General features: G+C 64.5%; 16 protein-coding genes and 1 pseudogene. 11 read left to right on the top strand and 6 right to left on the bottom strand.

Annotated features, from left to right (window positions below; genetic code table 11):
* Positions 1-26: 26 nt before the first annotated feature.
* The 4 genes and pseudogenes from NKI10_RS05790 to NKI10_RS05775 form a co-directional block, all read right to left on the bottom strand.
* Positions 27-257, bottom strand: a pseudogene (locus tag NKI10_RS05790) (PDZ domain-containing protein); the annotation flags it as partial.
* Positions 258-272: 15 nt separating this feature from the next.
* A complete protein-coding gene (locus NKI10_RS05785; RefSeq protein WP_352859083.1) occupies positions 273-1,037 on the bottom strand; it encodes an MBL fold metallo-hydrolase in 765 nt (254 codons plus the stop codon).
* Positions 1,037-2,203 (bottom strand): diphosphate--fructose-6-phosphate 1-phosphotransferase, encoded by a 1,167-nt coding sequence (locus NKI10_RS05780; RefSeq protein WP_023831241.1) that lies wholly within the window; start codon positions 2,201-2,203, stop codon positions 1,037-1,039. The genes NKI10_RS05785 and NKI10_RS05780 overlap by 1 nt, the downstream gene beginning before the upstream one ends.
* 99 nt (positions 2,204-2,302) lie before the next feature.
* Positions 2,303-3,070, bottom strand: coding sequence for a L,D-transpeptidase (locus NKI10_RS05775; RefSeq protein ID WP_352859080.1), 768 nt, complete (start codon positions 3,068-3,070; stop codon positions 2,303-2,305).
* 229 nt (positions 3,071-3,299) lie between these two features.
* Between NKI10_RS05775 and NKI10_RS05770 the strand changes: the two genes are divergently transcribed.
* The 3 genes from NKI10_RS05770 (at position 3,300) to xylB (ending at position 6,809) form a co-directional block, all read left to right on the top strand.
* Entirely contained in the window at positions 3,300-3,923 is a 624-nt protein-coding gene (locus NKI10_RS05770; RefSeq protein WP_352859078.1) for a LysE family translocator, read from the top strand.
* 24 nt (positions 3,924-3,947) lie between these two features.
* A complete protein-coding gene (locus tag NKI10_RS05765) occupies positions 3,948-5,273 on the top strand; it encodes a tetratricopeptide repeat protein (protein ID WP_023755578.1) in 1,326 nt (441 codons plus the stop codon).
* Positions 5,274-5,354: 81 nt separating this feature from the next.
* Positions 5,355-6,809 (top strand): xylulokinase, encoded by a 1,455-nt coding sequence (xylB, locus tag NKI10_RS05760; protein WP_023745167.1) that lies wholly within the window; start codon positions 5,355-5,357, stop codon positions 6,807-6,809.
* Between the two features lie 191 nt (positions 6,810-7,000).
* Here the strand turns inward: xylB and NKI10_RS05755 are convergent, their stop codons facing one another.
* On the bottom strand, positions 7,001-7,363 hold the full coding sequence (locus NKI10_RS05755; RefSeq protein WP_023745168.1) for a nuclear transport factor 2 family protein: 363 nt from the start codon (positions 7,361-7,363) through the stop codon (positions 7,001-7,003).
* A gap of 113 nt (positions 7,364-7,476) precedes the next feature.
* Between NKI10_RS05755 and xylA the strand changes: the two genes are divergently transcribed.
* A complete protein-coding gene (xylA, locus tag NKI10_RS05750; RefSeq protein ID WP_023684279.1) occupies positions 7,477-8,802 on the top strand; it encodes a xylose isomerase in 1,326 nt (441 codons plus the stop codon).
* A gap of 205 nt (positions 8,803-9,007) precedes the next feature.
* Entirely contained in the window at positions 9,008-9,211 is a 204-nt protein-coding gene (locus NKI10_RS05745; protein WP_023684278.1) for a hypothetical protein, read from the top strand.
* 61 nt (positions 9,212-9,272) lie between these two features.
* Here the strand turns inward: NKI10_RS05745 and NKI10_RS05740 are convergent, their stop codons facing one another.
* Positions 9,273-10,253 carry a GlxA family transcriptional regulator gene (locus NKI10_RS05740; RefSeq protein WP_023668864.1) on the bottom strand — a complete coding sequence of 327 codons (981 nt, stop codon included), beginning with the start codon at positions 10,251-10,253 and terminating at the stop codon, positions 9,273-9,275.
* A 78-nt stretch (positions 10,254-10,331) separates the two neighbouring features.
* On the opposite strand from NKI10_RS05740, the gene bcoG reads away from it, so the two are divergent.
* Genes bcoG through NKI10_RS05710 form a run of 6 tightly spaced genes read left to right on the top strand, consistent with a single transcriptional unit; the run spans position 10,332 to position 17,016 of the window.
* Complete coding sequence (gene bcoG, locus NKI10_RS05735) at positions 10,332-11,255, top strand: 3-dehydrocarnitine:acetyl-CoA trimethylamine transferase BcoG (protein ID WP_352859074.1); 924 nt, start codon at positions 10,332-10,334, stop codon at positions 11,253-11,255.
* A 14-nt stretch (positions 11,256-11,269) separates the two neighbouring features.
* Positions 11,270-11,893: an HD domain-containing protein gene (locus tag NKI10_RS05730; protein ID WP_352859072.1), complete on the top strand. Its 624-nt coding sequence runs from the start codon at positions 11,270-11,272 to the stop codon at positions 11,891-11,893.
* Between the two features lie 2 nt (positions 11,894-11,895).
* On the top strand, positions 11,896-12,990 hold the full coding sequence (locus tag NKI10_RS05725) for a carnitine 3-dehydrogenase (RefSeq protein ID WP_023732588.1): 1,095 nt from the start codon (positions 11,896-11,898) through the stop codon (positions 12,988-12,990).
* 5 nt (positions 12,991-12,995) lie between these two features.
* The gene (locus tag NKI10_RS05720) at positions 12,996-14,159 is read left to right on the top strand and encodes an acyl-CoA dehydrogenase family protein (protein WP_023684275.1); all 1,164 of its coding nucleotides are present in this window, start codon (positions 12,996-12,998) and stop codon (positions 14,157-14,159) included.
* A 3-nt stretch (positions 14,160-14,162) separates the two neighbouring features.
* Positions 14,163-16,241: an acetate--CoA ligase family protein gene (locus NKI10_RS05715; protein ID WP_352859069.1), complete on the top strand. Its 2,079-nt coding sequence runs from the start codon at positions 14,163-14,165 to the stop codon at positions 16,239-16,241.
* A complete protein-coding gene (locus NKI10_RS05710; RefSeq protein WP_352859067.1) occupies positions 16,234-17,016 on the top strand; it encodes a carnitinyl-CoA dehydratase in 783 nt (260 codons plus the stop codon). Before NKI10_RS05715 ends, NKI10_RS05710 begins: the two co-directional genes overlap by 8 nt.
* Positions 17,017-17,048 lie beyond the last annotated feature (32 nt).

Here is a 17,048-nt window from a genome sequence, read left to right as displayed (position 1 = left end):
GTTCAGCGAGCCCGCCGCATCATGTCTCAACCGGCGGCGAAGGGTACGGCGACGAAGATTTGCGCGTCGCCCCGGTCGACCAAAAGCAGCACCGACTTCCGGCCCGACTTGCCGGCCTCGGCGATCGCCTGGTTGGCTTGCCGCGCATCCCGCACGGGCGACCGGTTGACGTCGACGATGACGTCGCCCGGCTGCAGGCCGGCATTGGCGGCTGCCGTGTCCGGATTGACGCGCTCGACCACGGCGCCACGCTGGTTCCAATCACAATGTCGTCAGAGGCCTCCGGTGCGCCTGAGATAGGCTGTGGCGATCTCGCGCATCCGGTTGCCGTCGAAGCTCGGCCCATGGCCGCCATGGCCGAGGCGAACAGGCAGGTCAAGGAGCCGCTGCATGGTACGGCGATAATCAGGCCGGGAGGAATCCGGCAGGTCGTCGATCAGCGTGGAATCGTAGATGGCGTCGCCGGCAAAGAACAGGCCGTCTGCCTCGTCGAACAAAGCGATCGAATCCGGCGAATGTCCGGGCAGATGCAGGACGCGGAACTGCCGGTCGCCGAGGTCGACGATGTCGCCCTCGTCCAGCGTGCGCGTCAGCGGCGCCGGCGGAATCTTGTAGTCGGCCGCCGTCCAGCCCGGCGCCGGCAATTTCGAAACGGCGCCGTCGAGATTGTTGAACATGTAGGCGTAGGTCACCTGATCGTTCATGGTCTCGAAATGCTCGGCACTGTGCCGCGGCCCGGCGCGCAGCTGAAACTCGTGCAGCGAGCCGACATGGTCGAGATGGATGTGGGTGGCGACAACAATGAGCGGCTTGCCCTCGGGCGTGTCGATCTCAGGCGCCAGCGGGCAGATGCCCATGCCGGTGTCGACCAGCAGGTCGGCGTCGCGTCCGCTGAAATGCCAGATGTTGGCGCGCACGAAATCATGCACGAACGGCTCGGTCAGCATCGTCGTGCGGTCGTCGATGATTGTCTTGCCGAACCAGTCGCCGACAACGCGCTCGCCACCAAAACGGACGCCACCAAAACGGCCGCCCATCAGACGAAGGGCTTTCCCACCTTGTATTTTTCCGGCACCAGCCGCTTCAGGTAAGCCATACCCGCTTCCGAAAGCTGGTTGACATCGGGCTTCATGAAATCGTCGGGCATATGGCGCGTCTTACCGGCGACGTTCTTCAGCGGCACCTTCTTCAGCACGGTTTTCGTGCCGTCATATTGCAGCGCCACCGAGCCACCGCCTTCGCCGGCAACGGCAACCGCGAAGGCGCCGGCGTCGAAAGCCTCCTGCGCGTCGACGGCACTGATCGCGCCGACATAGCCGCGCGGCATGTAGCCAAGCGCATCGACGCGGGCGCGCTTGCCCGGCAGGCCTTCGGCGAGCGCACGTTCCAGAGCTGACGGCAGGTCGCTGCCCGACAGTTTGACGTTGCCATGCGCGTCGCGCTCGAGCTTGTCCGGCGGCACCAGGCTTTCGACCAGCGCCTTGCCGTCGGCGGTGCTGACACCTTCGGAGACGGCGACGATGCAGCGCTTGTGGCGGTCGAGCGTGGAGCGCACGTCGTCGATGAAACCGGCGGCGGAGAATGGCCGTTCCGGCACGTAGACCAGATGCGGGCCGCTGTCGGGATCGAGCTGCCAGGCTGCAGCCGCCGCGGTGAGGAAGCCGGCATGCCGGCCCATGACGATGCCGACATAGATGCCGGGCAATGCGCGGAAATCGAGATCGACGGACAGGAAGGCGCCGGCGACGAATTCGGCCGCCGAGATGAAGCCCGGCGTGTGGTCGTTTTCCTCGAGGTCGTTGTCGATGGTTTTTGGCGCATGGACGAAAGCGATGCTGCCGCCGGCTGCGTCGGTCAGGATCTGCTGCGTGCCCGACGTGTCGTTGCCACCGATGTAGATGAAAGCGTCGGCGCCGGCCTTCTTCAACCCGTTGAGGATGACTTCGCAATAGGCAGCGTCGGGCTTGTCGCGTGTCGAGCCGAGCGCGGCACTCGGCGTGCCGGCGATCAGCCGCAGCCGGTCCTCGGGGATGGCGGAGAGGTCGACATAGTTGCCGTCACGAATGCCGCGCACGCCGTGGAGCGAGCCCAGCACCTTGGCGCCGGGATGGCGCTTGCGGACTTCCAGCGTGGCCCCGACAACCGTCTGGTTGATGACGGCGGTCGGGCCGCCGCCCTGTGCGATGACAAACGTTCCAGCCATGCTCGATTTCTCCCGGCGCTGTGGTTTTCAAGGCACCTTGGCCTAGCTTGCCGCATCGCGCAACGGGAGTTTCCAGCGGCGCCAAACCGCCGCACAGGATCAGACGACCACGACCGGGTTCTTCTTGGAAACGCGGCTGTAGAGGTCGATGATATCCTGGTTGATCAGGCGCACGCAGCCCGACGACATCGCCTGGCCGATGCTCGCCCATTCCGGCGAACCGTGTATGCGGTAGCCGGTGTCCTTGCCGTCCTGGTAGATGTAAAGAGCGCGTGCGCCGAGCGGGTTGGTGAGGCCACCGGGCTGGCCGTTTTGCCATTTCACCAGTTCCGGCTTGCGCTGGATCATCTCCGGCGGCGGCGTCCAGGTCGGCCATTCCTTGCCGTACTGGATGTTGGCGCGGCCGGACCAGCGGAAGCCGTCCTTGCCGATGCCGACGCCGTAGCGGATGGCGTCGCCGCCCTCCTGCACCAGATAGAGCTTTCGCTCCTGCAGATGGACGACAATGGTGCCGGGCGCCTCGCCGGTCTCGTTGACGACGATATGGCGGCGGAACTCCGGCTTGACCTTCTGATAGGGCACCGCCGGCACTTCGAAGCCGCCATCGTTGAGCGAAGCGTACATGACATCGGGGCCGGTGACGTTCTTGTCGACGCTGATCGCCGGACGGATCGGCCGCACCGAGCCGGTGACCGTGTCATCCAGCTGGAATTGCGGCAGCTCGAGCGTCGAAGTGCTGCAGCCGGCCATGCCGAGCAGCGTCATGGCGCCGGCCCCTGACAGGACGAAGCGGCGGGAATAGAGATGTTCGGTCTCGTTTGCGTCGCCATTTGCTGGCGGCGTCACATTCTGCGGCAACTCACGCATGCACCCAAACCCTACGCTGTCGGCGGGAAACACGGTCCGGCCGGATAGCAGGCAGTTTCGCCAAACATGGTTGAAAAAGGGTGAAGGCCCAACGACCGGCATTAAACTTGTGCCGCCAATAGCCGCAGCGGTCGGGCGAAATGGTCCGCCGTGCATTTTTGGGAGAGGGCTCTTTACATTCCTCCGCACACGAGGATTTATCCTTTTCTTTGCGCTCAAGGAGACAAAGATGTCGTTCGAAAACTGGGCCGCCTTCGCCGCCGCCTCGGCCGTGCTGCTCATCATTCCGGGCCCGACCATTCTTCTGGTCGTGTCCTATGCGCTGGGCCAGGGCTGGCGCACTGCCTTGCCGATGGCCGTCGGCGTGGCGCTGGGCGACTTCACCGCCATGACCCTGTCGATGCTGGGCATCGGCGCGCTGCTGGCCGCGTCGGCGACCGTGTTCACCATTCTGAAGCTGATCGGCGCCTGCTATCTGATCTATCTCGGGGTAAAACTGTTTCGCGCCGGCGGCGCGCTCAAAGCCGAACCACGCACAGATGCCGTCTCGGCCGCCAAGATGATGGCGCACGCCTGGCTGGTCACCGCACTCAACCCGAAGAGCATCACGTTCTTTGTCGCCTTCCTGCCGCAGTTCCTCAACCGGGAAGCCGATTTCTGGACACAGATGCTGATCTTCGAAGCGACCTTCCTGGCGCTCGCCTTCGCCAATGCCTTCGGCTACGCGCTGGTTGCGGCGCGCGCCCGCAACGTCGTACGCAACCCCAAGGCGATCCGCATCTTCAACCGCACCGGCGGCACGCTGCTGGTCGGCGCCGGGATCGCCACGGTGGCGATGCGCTCGGGCAATTAGGAACTGCGGAGCATCAGGGCCGATATGGCAGTAAGAGATCCATTCGGCCTAATGTTTTCGGGCGCGACCGAGGCCGGGTTTTCACCCTACAGCCAGGCCGTTCATGAATTGCAATGCTTCGTCGGCGACCCGGTCGGCTCCGTTGACCGCGCCATATCGGCGGATCCCGGTTTCGTCATGGCGCATGTCTTCAAGGGGTATCTGTTCGGCCTCGCCACCGAACGCGAGGCAATGGCGGTCACCCAGGCATGCCATGCTGCGGCACTGCCGCTTGCCGCGACGCCGCGCGAACAGGCGCATGTGGCGGCCCTTGGCCACCTTGCCGAGGGACGCTGGCATGACGCCGCGCGCCTGCTCGAAGATATCGCCATCGACAACCCGCTCGACGCGGTGGCGTTGCAGGTCGGCCACCAGATCGACTTCTTCACCGGCAATGCCCGCATGCTGCGCGACCGTATCAGCCGCGCGCTGCCGTCCTGGCAGAGCGGCATGCCAGGTTACCACGCCATTCTCGGTATGCAGGCCTTCGGTCTCGAGGAGATGGGCGACTATATCAGAGCCGAAAGTTTCGGCCGACAGGCGATCGAGATCGAGCCGCGAGACGGCTGGGCGCAGCATGCGGTCGCCCATGTCATGGAGATGCAGAGCCGGCAACGGGACGGCATCGCCTGGATGCGCGCCAACCCCGGGGCGTGGACGAAGGAAAGCTTCCTGCAGGTGCATAATTGGTGGCATCTGGCGCTGTTCCACTACGATCTCGGCGAGACCGACGAGGTGCTCAAGCTCTATGACGGGCCGATCTATGGCGAGCGTTCGACGCTGGCGCTGAACATGGTCGACGCCTCTGCGATCCTGTGGCGGCTTTATCTCGGCGGTGTCGATGTCGGCGACCGCTGGGCAGCGCTCGCTGCCAACTGGGCGCCGAAGGCTGGAGCCGGCAATTACGCCTTCAACGATGCGCATGCGATGATGGCATTCGTCGGCGCCGGTCTCGAAGCGCCGGTCAAGATCTTGCTCGAAGCCCAGCACGAGGCGATGCGCGGCAGCGACGACAACGCCGCCTTTACCCGGGATGTCGGCCAGCCACTGACGGAAGGCATCAAGGCATTCGGCGAGGGCAATTACAGCGAAGCGGTGCGCCTGATCCGACCGGTCCGCGCCATTGCCCATCGCTTTGGCGGCAGCCACGCCCAGCGCGATGTGATTGATCTCACGCTGATCGAGGCGGCGTTGCGCGCCGGCGACACGGCGCTTGCCTGGGCGTTGACGGCCGAGCGCGCACTGGTCCGGCCGGACAGTCCGCTGTCGGCGCTGTTTTCGCAACGCGCCGCCAATTTGTCAGAGAATTGACCCGCGGCGGATCTTGTTTTAAAAACTGGCAAGCCAGATTTTTTCGAGACCCGAAAAAATTAATGGCAATGGGAGGAATGCATGTATCTCGGCCTCGATCTCGGCACGTCGGGCGTCAAGGCGCTGTTGATCGATGCCGGGCAGAAGATCATCGGCTCCGGCCATGCTTCGCTTGACGTATCGCGGCCGCATCCCGGCTGGTCCGAACAAAACCCCGCCGACTGGATCCGCGCCTGCGAGACGGCCATCGCCGAGCTGAAAACGTCGCACCCGAAAGAGCTTGCCGCGGTCAAGGGCATCGGCCTTTCCGGCCATATGCATGGCGCCACCTTGCTCGATGCCGGCGACCAGGTGCTGCGCCCCTGCATCCTGTGGAACGATACGCGCAGCCACGCTGAGGCCGCCGCGCTGGATGCCGACCCGCGCTTTCGCCAACTCACCGGGAATATCGTCTTCCCCGGCTTCACGGCGCCGAAACTCGCCTGGGTGAAGAACAATGAGCCCTCCGTCTTCGCCAAAGTGGCGAAGGTGCTTTTGCCGAAGGATTTCCTGCGGCTGTGGCTGACCGGCGAGCATATCTCAGAAATGTCCGACTCGGCCGGCACCTCCTGGCTCGATGTCGGCAAACGGCGCTGGTCCCCCGAGTTGCTTGCGGCGACATCGCTCGACGAAAGGCAGATGCCGTCGCTGGTCGAAGGCACGGAGAAGGCCGGAGCCTTGCGCGCCGAACTGGCCGCCAGCTGGGGCATAGCATCGGGCACCCCGGTTGCCGGCGGCGCCGGCGACAATGCTGCTTCGGCCTGCGGCATGGGCACGGTCGGCGCCGGCCACGCTTTTGTGTCGCTGGGCACATCTGGCGTGCTGTTTGCTGCCAACGCTTCCTACCTGCCCAATCCGGCAAGCGCGGTGCACACCTTCTGCCATGCCCTGCCCAACACCTGGCACCAGATGGGGGTCATCCTGTCTGCGACCGATTCGCTGAACTGGCTGTCGGAGATTTCAGGCAAGAAGGCCGGTGAATTGACCGCCGAACTTGGCGATGTGCTGAAAGCGCCGAGCGGGGTGTCGTTCCTGCCCTATCTCTCGGGCGAGCGCACGCCGCACAATGATTCCGCCATTCGTGGGTCCTTCACCGGACTGGCGCATGAGTCGAGCCGCGCGGTGCTGACGCAGGCCGTGCTTGAAGGCGTCGCCTTCGCATTCCGCGACAGTCTCGAAGCCTTGAAGACCGCCGGCACGGATTTGACGCGGGTGACGGCAATCGGCGGCGGCTCGCGCTCGCGCTACTGGCTGAAGGCGATCGCTACGGCGCTGCAGGTGCCCGTGGACATTCCGGCCGACGGCGATTTCGGTGCTGCCTTTGGCGCGGCGAGGCTTGGTCTGATCGCGGCGACAGGGGCTGATCCGCTGGCGGTGTGCACGGCGCCGAGGACGGATGCGACGATCGAGCCGGATGCTGCGCTTGGCGGGGCGTATGCCGATGCGTACCAGCGCTACCGGGCGCTATACCCGGCGATCAAAGGCATGACCGCGTGAGTCGGCGCGAGGCACCCCCCTCTGCCCTGCCGGGCATCTCCCCCGCAAGGGGGGAGATCGGCAGCGTCGGCGGGTATGCCAGTCTTGTAAGGTGGGTGATTAGCGAAGGCGTGGATGCCAGCCAATCTCCCCCCTTGCGGGGGAGATGCCCGGCAGGGCAGAGGGGGGTGTCTCGCGCCACCCTTAATCGATCACTGCGCCGGCACCTTGTCCAGAAACCCGGTGACGCTCTTCAGGCGCCCATTTTCGACAACACCGATATCGGTGCCTTCGATAACCGACGGCACGCCTTCCGGCCCAAGATTCCACGAGAAGCGGATGCGGTCGCCAAACCCGTCCGGCGTACCCTTCAGCGAGAACCGGAAGCCGGCGAAGCGCTGCTGTACGCCGTCGATCAGCCCAGCAACGCCGGCGTGGCCGTCGCCCTGCATGAGCGGATCGCGGTAGCTGACGTCTTCGGTGAAGGTGGCCTTGAGCAGTTCGGCACGGCGATCCGCATCGGCCTCGTTCCAGGCGGTGATGTAGTTCTGGGCGATCGTATTGAGGTCGGTCATGGTCTGTCTCCTTCGTTGAGTGGCTTTGACACGAGGCTTTTCACCCCAAGCGAGAGCGAAACCAATTACGCCTGAGGTAATCAGGGTGAACTATTCGAGAGAGGACAGAAATCATGAGCAGCGGATTTTTCGGCGACATCAAAGCGATCAAGTATGAGGGGCCGGATTCCACCAATCCGCTGGCCTACCGCTTCTACAATCCCGACGAGGTGGTGGCCGGCAAACGGCTGGAAGACCATCTGCGCTTCGCCGTCGCCTACTGGCATTCTTTCGCCTGGCCGGGCGGCGATCCCTTTGGCGGCCAGACCTTCGACCGGCCCTGGTTTCCCAAGGCTGGCGGCGTCGACACGATGGAACTGGCCAAGCTGAAAGCCGACGTCGCCTTCGAGATGTTCTCGCTGCTCGGCGCGCCCTATTTCTGCTTCCACGACGCCGACGTGCGGCCGGAAGGCAAGGATTTCTCCGAAAGTGCCGCGCGGCTCGACGAGATCGCCGACTATTTTGCCGCCAAGATGAAGAAGACCGGCGTCAAACTGCTCTGGGGCACGGCCAACCTGTTCTCCAACCGCCGCTTCATGTCGGGCGCCGCCACCAATCCCGATCCGGATGTCTTCGCCTATGCGGCGGCGACGGTGAAAAGCTGCATCGACGTCACGAAGCGGCTGAAGGGCGAGAATTATGTACTGTGGGGCGGGCGCGAGGGCTATGAAACGCTGCTCAACACTGATCTTGCTCGCGAGCAGGAGCAGGCCGGGCGCTTCCTCAGTCTCGTCGTCGACTACAAGCACAAGATCGGCTTCAAAGGCACGATCCTGATCGAGCCGAAGCCGCAGGAGCCGACCAAGCATCAGTACGACTACGACGTTGCCACGGTCTACGGTTTCCTCAAGCGCTTCGGGCTGGAGAAGGAAGTGAAGCTGAACATCGAGCAGGGCCACGCGATTCTTGCCGGCCATTCCTTCGAGCACGAGCTGGCGCTGGCCAATGCGCTCGGCGTCTTCGGCTCGATCGACATGAACCGCAACGACTACCAGTCGGGCTGGGACACCGACCAGTTCCCCAACAATGTGCCGGAGATGGCGCTGGCCTATTACCAGGTGTTGCAGGCCGGCGGCTTCAAGACCGGCGGCACCAATTTCGACGCCAAGCTGCGCCGCCAGTCGCTCGACCCGCAGGACCTGCTGATCGGCCATATCGGCGGCATGGATTCCTGCGCACGAGGTCTCAAGGCAGCCGCCAAGATGGTCGAGGACAAGGCGCTGTCGGGTCCGCTGGCCGAGCGCTATGCCGGTTGGAACACGGCCGAGGGCAAGGCGATGCTGTCGGGCAAGCGCTCGCTGGAAGACATCGCCGAGCGCGTGGTGAAGAAGAAGATCGAGCCGCAGCCACGCTCCGGCCGCCAGGAGTTGCTGGAAAACATCGTCAACCGCTACGTCTGAGGGCGGAAAGCCGATTCGTTGTGCTCAAGGGTGGCTGGATAACATTCCGGCCGCCCCGGAATGGGGTTTGCGCAAGACCCTATCCGACGACAAGGGTTTGCCCTTTGGCGCCCCTCAATGACCTCGCTCTTGCCTTCAAACTGCCGTCACGTATCTCGTATAAGGATGCGGTTGTGGCGGGTGAAAAGGAAGGAGGCGAACCGATATGCAGCATGAACGCGAAATCAACGCCCTGCTCTCATCCGGCGAGACCGGATCGATCATCGACCGGCTGATGGCGCTGCCGCGGCCGACCGACAGCGTGAAAAACGAATGGGATCGTGCTGTCAGCAGCCGATTTGAAGTCCGTCTGGCGAGGCAGATGCGCTCGCAGATGGACGCCGGCAGCGATCGACAGAACGCAGCCTGATCTCCCTTTGTCTGTGCATGTCGTAATCCCAAAACCGCGACACACTTTTGGGCGACATGCATCAACCTCGGCGCAGCCTGACCGGGGCTTCGCCGAACGCTCTTGAAAACGCTCTGGAAAATGCCGCGGCGGACGAGAACCCCGTCCGCCCGGCAATATCCGCCATGGCGATCCGCGTGTCGACCACCAGCCGCCGCGCCGCGCCCAGCCGAAGCCTGAGATAATATGCGCCCGGCGTCTCGCCGATCGACTTGCGAAAAATGCTCTCCAATGTCCGCGCCGTCACCCCGGCGCGTTTTGCCACCGCGTCGATGGTCAGCGGCTGGTCGACATGCGATTCCATCAGCCGGATAGCCTGCGCCAGACGCGGGTCGTAGCCGTCGAGCCGGCCGAGCGAGACCAGCGGCTGCGCGTCGGTCGCGGCGCGCGCCTGGTCGTAGATGAAGACGCTGGCGACATCGAGCGCGACGGCCATGCCGAGCCGGGTGCGGATCAGATGCAGCATCAGGTCGAAGGTCGGCGACGCCCCGCCCGAGGTGAACACCGGTCCGTCGATGACGTAGCGGTCCGGACGCACGTCGACGCCGGGAAAGGCGGAGGAAAAATCCTCCATGTCTTCCCAATGGGTGGTGGCGCTGCGGCCTTCGAGGAGGCCGGCGCGCGCCACCAGCCATGTGCCGGCCTCGACGCCGCCGCAGGCGCGAGCCGCGCGGGCCGCTCGCCGTAATCCGGAAAGCAGAGCCGATGTCGCGTAATTCTGGGTGCCGAAGCCGGCGACGACGACAAGCACGTCGGTCGGCTCGGCCGCATCGAAGCGGCCCCTGACCGCCACCGGCAGGCCGCATGTGGTGACCGGCGCCTCGCCGGTGACCGAGACCAGTTTGAAATCGAACAGCGTCTCGCCTGAGATGCGGTTGGCGGCGCGCAGCGGGTCGACGGTCGACGCCACGCACATGATGGACGAGCCTGAAAACACCAGCAGCGTCACCTTGAGCGGCGATCGCTCAGCGCGAAAGATGGTCGGTTTTTCGCTTTTGATCACGAGAGCTTCGTAAATTGCAAAACAGTTTCCGGCAAGTCGGTCATTGTTAGGGTCTGTTTCTATGGGGAGGAGATGTCCATGCCGCTCGCGATGAACCGTGAGGTTTTCATTACCTGTGCCGTGACCGGGTCCGGCGGCTCGCAGGACCGCTCCCCGCATGTGCCACGCTCGCCCAAGCAGATCGCCGATTCGGCGATCGATGCGGCCAAGGCCGGTGCCGCCATCGTCCACTGCCATGTCCGCGACCCCGAGACCGGCAAGCCGCGCCGCGATGTCCATCTCTACCGCGAAGTGACGGACCGCATCCGCGCGGCAGAAGTCGATGTGATCCTGAACCTGACCGCCGGGATGGGCGGCGACATGGTGTTCGGCTCGCCGGAAGCGCCGCTGCCGCTCAATGAAAAAGGCACCGACATGGGCGGCGCCACCAACCGCATGGAACATGTGCGCCAGTGCCTGCCGGAAATCTGCACGCTGGATTGCGGCACCATGAACTTCGCCGAGGCCGATTACGTCATGACCAACACGCCCGGCATGCTGCGCGCCATGGGCGGCATGATGACGGCGCTCGGCGTCAAGCCGGAGATCGAGGCTTTCGATACCGGTCACCTCTGGTTCGCCAAGCAGCTGGTCGAAGAGAAAGTGCTCAACGCCGACGCGCTGGTGCAGCTCTGTATGGGCGTGCCGTGGGGGGCGCCGGACGACCTCAACACCTTCATGGCCATGGTCAACAACGTGCCGTCGACCTGGAACTGGTCGGCCTTCGCCATCGGCCGCAACCAGATGGCCTATGCAGCCGCTGCAGTGCTCGCCGGCGGCAATGTCCGCGTCGGTCTCGAAGACAATCTCTGGCTCGACAAGGGCGTGCTCGCCACCAATGCGCAGCTGGTCGAGCGTGCCGCCAGCATCGTCACCAATCTCGGCGCCAGGATTCTGGGACCCGAGGAAGTGCGCAAGAAGCTCAACCTGACCAAACGGGCGCCGATCGCAGCAGCTGCGTAAAACGGGAGCGGATCATGGCTACCGTCAAATTCACTGCGATGAAGGATGGCGACAGGGACGACTATGAGTTCCTGACCGCCCATGAAATCGACTATGCCGCCAGGACCGGTGAGCGGCTGCTCGACGCGCTCGTCCAGCTCGACGAGGGCCTGTCTGGCTACAAGATCAGCCGGCTCGGCCATTCGCTGCAGGCGGCGACACGTGCGTGGCGCGACGGCGCCGACACCGACTGGATCGCCTGCGCGCTGCTGCACGACATCGGCGACATCTACGCACCGTACAATCACGACGAATACGCCGCTTCGATCCTGAAGCCTTTCGTGCGCGAGCAATGCACCTGGGTGGTGGAAAAGCACGGCGACTTCCAGCGGCTCTACTATGCCCATCATCTCGGCGGCAACCGTCACGCCCGCGACCGCTTCGCCGGCCATGCCTATTTCGACGATTGCGACCAGTTTTGCGAACGCTGGGACCAGTCGAGCTTCGACCCGGACTACGACACGCTGCCGATCGAATTCTTCCGGCCCTTCGTGCTCGAAGTCTTCGCCCGCAAGGCCTACGACCCCTCCGTGATCCGCTCCGGCGAGCGCGTGCCTCTCATCGACCCCGAAACCGCCAAGACAAGAACCGGAGCCTGACCATGAGCATCATCAACAAGGCAGCCGCCATTGGCGGTGGTGTCATCGGCGCCGGCTGGGTGGCGCGGCTGCTGCTCAACGGCATCGACGTGTCTATCTTCGATCCGGACCCGGAAGCGTCACGCAAGGTCTCGGAAGTGATGAAGGGCGCGCGCCGCGCCTACAAGCAGATGGTTCCCGGCGGCCTGCCCAGGGAAGGCAGACTGACCTTTGCCAAGACCATCGCCGAGGCGGTGGCCGATGCCGATTTCATCCAGGAGAGCGTGCCGGAGCGGCTCGACCTCAAACACCGCGTGCTGGCCGAGATCGACCTTTATGCGCCGGCCAACGCCATAGTCGGCTCGTCTACCTCCGGCATCAAGCCGACCGACATGCAGGTCGCGATGAAGAAGCATCCGGAGCGTCTGGTTGTCGGACATCCCTTCAACCCGGTCTATCTGCTGCCGCTTGTCGAGATCGTCGGCGGCGAGCAGACGTTCCCGGAGGCCATCGAGGTCGCCAAGGAAATCTATGCTTCGATCGGCATGAAGCCGGTGGTAATCCGCAAGGAGATCGAGGCCTTTGTCGGCGACCGCCTGCTCGAAGCGGCCTGGCGTGAGGCGCTGTGGCTGATCAAGGACGGCATCTGCACCGTTGAGGAACTCGACGACATCATGCGCTATGGCTTCGGCCTGCGCTGGGCGCAGATGGGCATGTTCCAGGTCTATCGCGTCGCCGGCGGCGAAGCCGGCATGCGCCACTTCATGGCGCAGTTCGGGCCGTGCCTGAAATGGCCGTGGACCAAGCTTATGGACGTGCCGGAGTTCAACGACGAGCTGGTCGATCTTATTGCCACCCAGTCGGACGACCAGGCGCACGGCCTGTCGATCCGCGAACTGGAAAAGATCCGCGACGACAATCTGGTCGCGATCATGGATGCTCTGTCGAAACAGAACAAAGGCAAGGGCTGGGGCGCCGGCGCCTTGCACAAGGACTATACCAAGCAGTTGGCCAAGCTGGCGGCGAAGAAGCCGGCCGCATCCAGGGCCGCAGAAAAGGCCAAGGCATCGAAGCCGGTGAAGAAGGCGGAAAAGCCGAAGAAAAAGAAGAAGGGCTGAGTACCATGGATTTCGGTCTTTCGGAGGAACAGAAGCTCATTGTCGAGACGACGCGCGCGTTCGTCGAGAATGAGCTTTACCCGCATGAACGCGAGGTCGAGCGCACCGGCGTGCTGCGCCGCGAGTTGATCGAGGAGATCAAGGTCAAGGCAATCGAAGCGGGGCTCTATGCGGCCAACATGCCGGCCGATGTCGGTGGCGCCGGCCTCGATACGGTGACCTGGCTGCTCTACGAGAAGGAACTCGGCCGCGCCAACTATGCGCTGCACTGGACCTGCGTCGCGCGCCCCTCCAACATCCTGCTCGCCGGCACGCCCGAGCAGCGCGAAAAGTACCTGTTCCCGTGCATCCGCGGCGAGAAGTGGGACTGCCTGGCGATGACCGAGCCCGGCGCCGGCTCCGACCTGCGAGGCATGAAGGCGACCGCGGTGCAGGACGGCGACGACTGGGTCCTTAACGGTACCAAGCATTTCATCTCCCATGCCGATCTTGCCGATTTCGCGATTTGTTTCATGGCTTCGGGCGAGGAAGAAACGCCGCGCGGCAAGCGCAAGAAGATCACCGCCTTCTTCGTCGACAAGGGCACCAAGGGGTTCACCGTGCGCGACGGCTACCGTAACGTCTCGCATCGCGGCTACACCAACGCCATCCTCGAATTCGACGATTGCCGCCTGCCGGCAAGCCAGGTGCTGGGTGAGGTCCACAAGGGCTTCGACGTCGCCAATTCCTGGCTCGGCGCCACGCGCCTGCAGGTCGGCGCCACCTGCCTCGGCCGCGCCGAGCGGGCGCTCGGTCATGCCATCGAATATTCCGCGCAGCGCCAGCAGTTCGGCCAGCAGATTGGCAAGTTCCAGGGCGTGTCGTTCAAGCTCGCCGACATGGCGACGGAATTGAAGGCGGCGGACCTGATGGTGTTCGAAGCCGGCTGGAAGTACGATCAGGGCACCGTCACCGACCAGGACATGGCCATGGCGAAGCTGAAGGCTACCGAAATGCTCGCCTTTGTTGCCGACGAAGCAATCCAGATCCATGGCGGCATGGGGCTGATGGATGACCTGCCGCTGGAGCGCATCTGGCGCGACGCCCGCGTCGAGCGCATCTGGGAAGGCACGTCGGAAATCCAGCGCCACATCATTTCGCGGGCGCTGCTGCGCCCGTTCGGGGCATAAACCATGCATAAGCTTGAACGTCTCCTGCGTCCAAAATCCATCGCCGTGTTCGGCGGGGCGCAGGCCGCTGCCGTCGTCGCGCAATCGATCAAGATGGGCTTTGCCGGCGAAATCTGGCCGGTGCATCCGAACAAGGACGAGGTCGCCGGCCGCAAGGCCTATCGCTCGGTCGCCGACCTTCCCGACGCGCCGGACGCTGCCTTTGTCGGCGTCAACCGGCATCTCACCATCGAGGTAATCAAGGCGCTGGCTGAGCGCGGCGCCGGCGGCGCCGTCTGTTTTGCCGCGGGCTTTCTTGAGACCGAGGCCTATGACGATGACGGCGAGCGGCTGCAGGCCGAACTGGTGGCCGCGGCCGGCCAGATGCCGATCATCGGGCCGAACTGCTACGGCCTGATCAACTATGCCGATGGCGCGCTGCTATGGCCCGACCAGCATGGCGGCATCAGGCTGCCCGAAGGCGCCAAGGGCGTCGCCATCATCACCCAGTCCTCCAACATCGCCATCAACATGACGATGCAGAAGCGCGGCCTGCCGATCGCCTTCCTGATGACCGCCGGCAACCAGGCGCAGACCGGCCTCTCCGAAATGGCGCTCGGCCTGATCGAGGACGAGCGCGTCACCTCGCTCGGCCTGCACATCGAAGCCTTCGATTCGGTAGCCGGCTTCGAGAAGCTGGCGGCGCGGGCGCGCGAACTGAAGAAGCCGATCATCGCCATGAAGGTCGGCCGGTCCGAACAGGCGCGGCAGGCGACGGTCTCGCACACGGCATCGCTGGCTGGCTCGGACGCTGCCTCGGGCGCATTCCTGCGGCGGCTCGGAATTGCCCGCGTCGATTCCATCCCCGCTTTCATCGAGGCGCTGAAGCTTCTGCATGTCACAGGACCACTGCCCGGCTATCGACTGTCATCGATGAGCTGCTCGGGCGGCGAAGCCTCTGTCATGGCCGACAGCGCCGAAGGCCGCTGGGTCAATTTCCCGGAGCTCACCAGCAAGCACCGCGCCCATGTCAAATCGACGCTCGGGCCGCTGGTCGCGGTCGCCAACCCGTTGGACTATCACACCTTCATCTGGAACAACGAACCGGCGATGACCGCCACCTTCACCGCCATGGTGTCGGGCGGCTTCGACCTCAACATGCTGGTGCTCGACTTTCCACGCCCCGACCGCTGCTCGGTCACCGACTGGTGGGCGACGCTGCGCGCGTTCGAATCGGCGCTGAAGACCAACAAGGCGCATGGTGCGATCGTCTCCTCGCTGCCGGAGAACCTGCCGGAGGAATATACCGCCGAACTGATGGCGCGCGGCATGGTGCCGTTGTTCGGCATTTCCGAGGCCATGGACGCCGCAGGCGCGGCAGCCTTCATCGGCTGGGCCTGGGCCGAGCCGCAGGCGCAGCCGATCGACACCACGGCTGCAGGTGCGGCCGGAGGCGACCATGTCACGCCTGATGAGGCCGAGGCCAAGGCGCGGCTGATCGAGGCCGGCTTGCCGGTGCCGAAGGCCGAACGCGCCGCCAATGCCGTCGAAGCGGTGATTTCGTCGATGGCGCTCGGCTTCCCGGTGGCGTTGAAGGCGCTTGGCGTCACCCACAAGTCGGAGGTCGGCGCTGTCAGGCTTAACCTCAAGGACGCCGAATCCGTCAGCACCGCGGCGCACGATCTCTTGCCGCTCGGCACCGGGCTCTATGTCGAGCGCATGGTGCGCGACGGCGTCGCCGAGCTGATTGTCGGCTTTACCCGCGACCCGATGTTCGGCGCCGTCATGACGCTGGGCACCGGCGGCGTGTTGGTCGAACTGTTGCGCGACAGCGTTACGCTCATGCTGCCGGCGACGCGCGACGACATCGAGGCCGCCCTGCGCGGCCTGAAACTGTTCCCTCTGCTTGAGGGCTATCGCGGCCGGCCGAAGGCCGATGTCGCCGCGGCCATCGACGCCATCGCAGGCATTGCCGGCTTCGTGCAGAAGAATGCCGGCGAGATCGAGGAACTCGACATCAACCCGCTGATCGTCTGCGCCGAAGGCAAGGGCGCCTGGATCGCCGACGCGCTGCTGGTGCTGGGAGAGAAGAAGAATGTCTGACGTCATTTCCACCCGCCGCGAGGGCACCATCCTCGAGGTCACGCTCGACCGGCCCAAGGCCAACGCCATCGACCTCAAGACCTCGCGGCTGATGGGCGAGACCTTCAAGGCGTTCCGCGACGATCCCGGATTGCGCGTCGCCATCGTCAAGACCGCCGGCGACAAGTTCTTCTGCGCCGGCTGGGATTTGAAGGCAGCCGCCGGTGGCGACGCGGTCGACGGCGACTATGGCATCGGCGGTTTTGCCGGCCTGCAGGAGCTGCGCGACATGAACAAGCCGGTCATTGCCTGCGTCAACGGCATGGCGGTGGGCGGCGGCTTCGAGCTGGCGCTGTCCTGCGACCTCATTTTCGCCTCGGATCATTCCTCCTTCGCGCTGCCCGAAATCCGCGCCGGCACGCTGGCGGATGCCGCGACGATCAAGTTGCCGAAGCGCATTCCCTATCACGTCGCCATGGACCTCTTGCTCACCGGCCGCTGGATGGATGTAGCGGAAGCGCATCGCTGGGGCCTGGTCAACGAAGTGTTGCCCAAGGAAAAGCTTGAAGACCGCGTCTGGGAGGTCGCAAGGCTACTGGCCAGCGGCCCGCCGCTGGTGTTTGCCGCGATCAAGGAGACGGCGCGGGTGGCCGAGGCGCTGACCTTCCAGGATGCCATGAACCGCGTCACGCGCCGGCAACTGGCGACGGTCGATGCGCTTTATGGCTCCGAGGACGGTATGGAAGGGTTCCGGGCGTTTGCGGAGAAGCGCGACCCGGTGTGGAAGGGGAAGTAGCCTCTTTACCCTCCCCTCGATGGGGAGGGTCG

The organism is Mesorhizobium sp. M0802 (assembly GCF_040320115.1).
Taxonomy (GTDB): domain Bacteria; phylum Pseudomonadota; class Alphaproteobacteria; order Rhizobiales; family Rhizobiaceae; genus Mesorhizobium.
Note: the sequence above shows the minus strand (reverse complement) of the source record. Positions and strands in the feature narration are given on the sequence as shown.

Bases quoted from the DNA above. Each gene is read 5' to 3' on its own strand.
- NKI10_RS05785 (WP_352859083.1), bottom strand. From the start codon at position 1,037: ATGGGCGGCCGTTTTGGTGGCGTCCGTTTTGGTGGCGAGCGCGTTGTC.
- NKI10_RS05780 (WP_023831241.1), bottom strand. From the start codon at position 2,203: ATGGCTGGAACGTTTGTCATCGCACAGGGCGGCGGCCCGACCGCCGTC.
- NKI10_RS05775 (WP_352859080.1), bottom strand. From the start codon at position 3,070: ATGCGTGAGTTGCCGCAGAATGTGACGCCGCCAGCAAATGGCGACGCA.
- NKI10_RS05770 (WP_352859078.1), top strand. From the start codon at position 3,300: ATGTCGTTCGAAAACTGGGCCGCCTTCGCCGCCGCCTCGGCCGTGCTG.
- NKI10_RS05765 (WP_023755578.1), top strand. From the start codon at position 3,948: ATGGCAGTAAGAGATCCATTCGGCCTAATGTTTTCGGGCGCGACCGAG.
- xylB (WP_023745167.1), top strand. From the start codon at position 5,355: ATGTATCTCGGCCTCGATCTCGGCACGTCGGGCGTCAAGGCGCTGTTG.
- NKI10_RS05755 (WP_023745168.1), bottom strand. From the start codon at position 7,363: ATGACCGACCTCAATACGATCGCCCAGAACTACATCACCGCCTGGAAC.
- xylA (WP_023684279.1), top strand. From the start codon at position 7,477: ATGAGCAGCGGATTTTTCGGCGACATCAAAGCGATCAAGTATGAGGGG.
- NKI10_RS05745 (WP_023684278.1), top strand. From the start codon at position 9,008: ATGCAGCATGAACGCGAAATCAACGCCCTGCTCTCATCCGGCGAGACC.
- bcoG (WP_352859074.1), top strand. From the start codon at position 10,332: ATGCCGCTCGCGATGAACCGTGAGGTTTTCATTACCTGTGCCGTGACC.
- NKI10_RS05730 (WP_352859072.1), top strand. From the start codon at position 11,270: ATGGCTACCGTCAAATTCACTGCGATGAAGGATGGCGACAGGGACGAC.
- NKI10_RS05725 (WP_023732588.1), top strand. From the start codon at position 11,896: ATGAGCATCATCAACAAGGCAGCCGCCATTGGCGGTGGTGTCATCGGC.
- NKI10_RS05720 (WP_023684275.1), top strand. From the start codon at position 12,996: ATGGATTTCGGTCTTTCGGAGGAACAGAAGCTCATTGTCGAGACGACG.
- NKI10_RS05715 (WP_352859069.1), top strand. From the start codon at position 14,163: ATGCATAAGCTTGAACGTCTCCTGCGTCCAAAATCCATCGCCGTGTTC.
- NKI10_RS05710 (WP_352859067.1), top strand. From the start codon at position 16,234: ATGTCTGACGTCATTTCCACCCGCCGCGAGGGCACCATCCTCGAGGTC.